This is a genomic window from Accumulibacter sp. (assembly GCF_029255285.1).
In the GTDB taxonomy this organism is placed as follows: domain Bacteria; phylum Pseudomonadota; class Gammaproteobacteria; order Burkholderiales; family Rhodocyclaceae; genus Accumulibacter.
Window position 1 is genome coordinate 1 of sequence record NZ_JAPUVI010000014.1, and the last position, 4,945, is coordinate 4,945.

The 4,945-nt window shown below is 60.0% G+C and carries 6 protein-coding genes; 4 read left to right on the forward strand and 2 right to left on the reverse strand.

Annotation, left to right across the window (positions count from 1 at the left end; translation table 11 throughout):
* Positions 1-492: 492 nt before the first annotated feature.
* Both Q1M07_RS01005 and Q1M07_RS01010 read left to right on the forward strand, forming a co-directional pair.
* Positions 493-789, forward strand: coding sequence for a type II toxin-antitoxin system RelE/ParE family toxin (locus tag Q1M07_RS01005; RefSeq protein WP_034909754.1), 297 nt, complete (start codon positions 493-495; stop codon positions 787-789).
* A 3-nt stretch (positions 790-792) separates the two neighbouring features.
* A complete protein-coding gene (locus Q1M07_RS01010; protein WP_034909756.1) occupies positions 793-1,089 on the forward strand; it encodes an addiction module antidote protein in 297 nt (98 codons plus the stop codon).
* A gap of 388 nt (positions 1,090-1,477) precedes the next feature.
* Here the strand turns inward: Q1M07_RS01010 and Q1M07_RS01015 are convergent, their stop codons facing one another.
* Both Q1M07_RS01015 and Q1M07_RS01020 read right to left on the reverse strand, forming a co-directional pair.
* Positions 1,478-2,287 (reverse strand): HipA N-terminal domain-containing protein, encoded by an 810-nt coding sequence (locus tag Q1M07_RS01015; RefSeq protein WP_300449399.1) that lies wholly within the window; start codon positions 2,285-2,287, stop codon positions 1,478-1,480.
* Positions 2,277-2,609, reverse strand: a complete 333-nt coding sequence (locus Q1M07_RS01020; protein WP_034909764.1) for a helix-turn-helix domain-containing protein — start codon at positions 2,607-2,609, stop codon at positions 2,277-2,279. Before Q1M07_RS01020 ends, Q1M07_RS01015 begins: the two co-directional genes overlap by 11 nt.
* 387 nt (positions 2,610-2,996) lie before the next feature.
* Between Q1M07_RS01020 and Q1M07_RS01025 the strand changes: the two genes are divergently transcribed.
* Positions 2,997-4,178 (forward strand): hypothetical protein, encoded by a 1,182-nt coding sequence (locus tag Q1M07_RS01025; RefSeq protein WP_300449401.1) that lies wholly within the window; start codon positions 2,997-2,999, stop codon positions 4,176-4,178.
* Positions 4,179-4,301: 123 nt separating this feature from the next.
* A partial coding sequence (locus Q1M07_RS01030; RefSeq protein ID WP_300449403.1) for a GAF domain-containing protein occupies positions 4,302-4,945 on the forward strand: 644 nt, incomplete at its 3' end.

Below are 4,945 nucleotides of genomic sequence, written 5' to 3' on the forward strand. Positions count from 1 at the left end.
AGCGATATCCTGACCCATCTGGGCGAGCCGACCTCGCCGCCACGCCTGATGCCCGCCCGTGCGCCGCCGCTCTGGGAGATGCAGGGTGCCACCATGGCCGAGGACGACCCCCAGGCTCAATCGGCGCCCGAGTACGAATTCGATCAGCGCATCGCCTGGTAGGTGCTGAAAGTGCCAACGCGCAACGCTCGAAGCCTAAGCAAGACGAGCTGCCATCGCCCGTCGTGGGACGACTCGTGCTTGTGGCCATCCGCCTGGCCGGTCCGGCTGGGTGGATGGCCACAAGCACTGAGTGCGTCGGGATTCGGATCACTTTTCAGGGGTTCGCAGGGCCAAATGCGAGATCACGCCTTGATGGAGGCTCATAGACTCTCGTTGGTAGCGTTGGATTTTCTATCCTTGGCAGCCGACGAGAATCTGATCTAGCGCCAACGCCATGGAGGCGATGCAAATTGCGCCTGACACCTGTACGCCGTGGCTTACAATGGAAGCATGTTCAACGTCATCAAGAGTGAAAGCTTCGATCGCTGGCTGTTGAGTCTTAAAGACCGGGTGGCAGTGGCTCGTATTCAGGCTCGCATCCGACGTTTATGCGATGGCAATTTTGGCGACTCGAAACCGGTACGAGAAGGGATTGGCGAAATGCGAATAGATCACGGTCCCGGTTACCGGGTGTATTTCATGCGCAGAGGTCCGCTGGTAATTGTGTTGCTCGTGGGCGGAGACAAAAGCACTCAGGAGGCGGACGTTGAGCGCGCCATCAAGATGGTAAGAGACTGGAAGGATTGACCCATGACTGAGAAATTCTCCCGCTGGGATGTTGTGGACTACCTCAAGAGCGACGAAGACATGGCGCTCTACCTCGATGCCTGCATTGTGGAAGATCCAGGAGATGGTAGCCTCGTGCGCGCCGGACTCGGGGACATCGCCCGCGCCAAGGGCATAAGCCAACTGGCTCGCGATACCGGGCTGGCCACAGAAGGTCTATACCAGGCATTGTCCGCCGAAGGCAATCCGGAGTTTTCCACGGTGATGAAGGTCATCAAGGCACTGGGTTTTCGCCTGCATGCCGAGGCTAACCATGCCTGAACCCAGGCCCCTGTTAGCTACGCACCAGGCTTTAGCGAGAGCCTGATCTGGATCCCGGCAATGGGTTTGCGCCAACCAAAGGTGTTGGTCTGACCCACCATGGGGCCACCCAGATTCCAGCGGACAAATGCGCCATGGCAAGGCCCCGCGCTCTTTCGGGAAATGCTCGATGCCGGGATGTCAGGCCTCCCCCTTGATTGTGTGCGTGATTTCAAGACATGATCCCGTAACGTGCACTTGACCCCGTAACGTGCACTGCTGATACTCGGCGGCGACCATTTTCCAGGCAGTGTCGAAGCGCTCACGCTGAGCCAGCGCGCGACAGGTCAGAATGGCTTGACCGCCATCGATGGTCCAACCTTGGGGGAAGATTTGTTCTCTGGCCGGATCATGCACCCGGGGTTTCAGGCATCCGGCCGCCTTTCAAAGAAGAAGCACTCCGGCAAGATGGCGGGTGCAATGTGCTCAATGTCCTTCGCAGACACGCCGCAGGCGAAGAAGCTTTCTCGCCACTGCCGGATGACCGCAACGATTCCATCGATCTCCTGGCGCGCCTCTTCGCAGCGTCTCGCCAAATCGAGCGTCGCGAACTCGATCCGCTGCAGGTTGAAGCGGTCATCCTTGGCAGGGAACTTGCCAAGCCACAAGCGGTTGCCGTCTTCGATCGTCGCTTTAGGGCGCGCCCCCCCATGCTGGTGCCGGGCTCGAGTTGTTCGAGCAAATACGCGGCCACGCGCTTGCCTTCCTCGATGGTCTGGGACGCGGCGACCAGCTCGTCCAGCTGGTACGTTCGGTTGTAAGTGCGCTTGGGCGGAGGCGGTTCGACCTTGAGGCCAAAACTCAGGTACCCGGCCCCATCCTGAGGGCCATGGAGCAGGTAATCGATCTCCTGGAGATCCGCCGGGCTCCGCTCCAGCTTGTGTTCGATGACGCGCCGCCCCCAGGCATCGGGCGCGGCGTCGCGTACTGCACCCGGAATGCCCTTGAGCTGTGTGAACTCGAAGACTTCCTTGGCCAGAGGTAGTCGGAACGGATCGAGCGCCACCGCTTCGGGCCTCGCAAGATAGCGATTGCCGTAGCGGAATCGGCCGATCTGCGTGCCATCTGGCAAGGTTTGGACGCGCAGCAACGCCGCCGGCACCGTCTCCAGGGTGCCGGGAAGCTGGAGGTAGACGTAGGCCTTTCGTTCAGAAGTCATAATCGTCGCTCGCTTTGCGTGGCTTGCCTGCACGTACGGGACGTCGTGCGGCTTCGAGCGCCTTGCCATGCAGGTCGGCATCGGGATTGGCGACGCCGTCCAGGGCTCGGTCCAACCCCAAGGCCCACAGCACGGTGAAGCACACCCCGACGGCCGTTCCGGGCTTGCCCAATTCCAGCGCGGTCAGCGTGTTGCGGTTGATGCCGGCCTTGTTTGCCAGATAAGCAACGGACCAACCGCGACGGATGCGCGCGACCCGAATGCGCTGGCCGAGCTGGGTCACCTGTTCGGCAACTTGTATCGGAGTCTCAAACTTGCTCATTGGAGTAGGCATTTCTCCACTAAATGCCCATGATATTAGGCGATAGATTCGTTCTCCGGAAGCCCTTAACACCCATCTGTTTATGTGTCATATTTGAGGCTATGCAAATGACACGCAGAGGAAGCGGTCGAGATGAGCTGTGAGGATATGCGGCAGCAATGGCTACGACGCCTCCTGTCGATGGACCAAACGGATCTGTCGAATCGATTTGCGATTCTGATGGTCAGTGTGCGGGTCGGCGAGCGAACGAGCGAACCCTCCCGCTGGCCTGGCTTCAGGTACTGTGATATAAGAGGAGGCTGTTTTTTTACCGTTTCGACCACTGGCCCGGAGACGTGCTGAGCGTGGTTAGCTACGGATTTTGGCGGCTATTCGTGGGAGGCGATGATGGTTGGTATCGAGGAGGCCTACTGCAACACGCTGATCAGGGCACTGCTGCTGGCCAACTATGCTCTTCTCGAAGCCACGATCAGCGAAGCGCTTCAACGTACCAGCGTCTGGGGGAAGGGAGATACACTGGGACTTGATGCGATTCCGGAAATTGCGATCCTGGAATGCCTGAAGAGCTTCGACCAGTACGCGATCATGCTGACAGAGGAGAGTGGCCAGGACGCGAACCCGCTGGCCAGGACCGGCCCACAGAGCGACCGCGGCGCGCGGACGTTCTTCATCTGTGATCCGACAGACCGCTCGGCGCAATTGCGAGACTACCTGCTGCAATTCAATGGCAATGGCGATCCGGCGCGCAAGGTGGCAGAAGCCTTCAAGCGGCCGGGATACCGGGAGGAGTGGGAAACCGCTCATGGCGGTCCGTGCTCCATCACCGGGGCGCTTTCGGCGATCACCTGCGTGCGGCGCGGGTTGCCGATTTGTTCGGCCTTCCTCAACTACATCACGCAGGAACTGTTCGTGGCATGCAGCGCGGGTGTATACCGCATGACCCTGCCGCCGCATGACGACATCGACTCGTGGCAGACGATCGATTTCGAGCGCGTCCAGTCCTCTGGAAAGGCGATACACTTCCGCCAGGTTGGGCCGGAGTACTGGAAGCGCTTCGTGACTTTCCTCGGCAAGGAGGACTACAGGGAGAACCTGCTGGGCAGCAAGTTCATCAACGAACGCAACATTCTCACCGACTTGCACTATGACAAGCCGGGCGGCCCGTCTCGGGTCCTCTATCTCTCCGAGTTACAGCCCGCGGACCACCCCATCGGCTTCGTGCTTGCCAACGGAGAGAAGATCGGGGAGTGGATTCATTGGTTCGCATTCTGTCGCTTCGCGATTTCCCCCAACGACCTGCGAAAACCAGCGCTCCAGATCTACGAAGTCTCCGAGGAGCGACCCTATACGAAGGACGGGATTCTCATGTCTCCGTCGCCCGCCTACAGCATTTTCAAGGTCATCGACCCGGTCAGCAAGAAGGTCGTGCTCGACGTCGACCGGCTCGAGGACTTCCCGAATCCGAGCCGTTACCGCGGGATGCTTCTCCTGGCGGTAGCGAGCAACCAGACCGCGCTCCAGAATGCCAAACAGCACGGCCACCGGGCGATCGAGTTCTTCGGTCCGTAGGTGGCACGACCGGCGGCGACTGGCAGCGCTGGCTGTGCGGGACCTGGCAGTTGATGACCATCCAGTATTTCTCGACAAAGCACTTCAAGGATTGTGGCGTTGCTGCCACAGAGGAGTCCGAAAATGTTGAAAGAGTCATTCGAGCAAACCATCCGGCAACTGTGCGAGGACGTCCTGTCGGAGCCCACACCTGAGGCTCTGCCGGAAAAGATCATCGACCACGTCCAGGAGACCTTTCCCGTGCAGTGGTCGACGCTGTGGCTCACCGAAAGGAAAGAAAACGGCGGCGGGAAGCAACTCCGCCTGGCTGCCGCCGGTGGTGAAGCCAAGAAACTGCTGACGGCCGAGGACGGCAAGCCTGCCGTCTACGACTTCGGCGAAGGGCTCACGGGCGAAATCGCCGAGCTCGCGCAAACCTGCAACATCACGAACTACGATGAATTCGAGCAGCACAAGCACGCCAGGAAATACGATAGCGTGATGTATGAACAATCCAGGGCTGAGGACGAGTGTCGGTGCGTTCTGGGCGTTCCTCTCCTGCTGAAGTCGAGCGACGAGTCGAACGCGAAAAAACCGCCACGGTGGCGGGTGATTGGCGTTCTGAAACTCGAGAACATCATGGAGTCTGCCGACCACCCCGCTGCGTTCTTCACGCCGCGGGACGTCGAGATCGTCGAGGCGTACGCGGCCGTGATCGCGGTCGCGCTCGAGAAGGCGCAGATGCGCGCCGACTCGATCCGGATCGGTGCCGGACTGCTGGAAGTGTC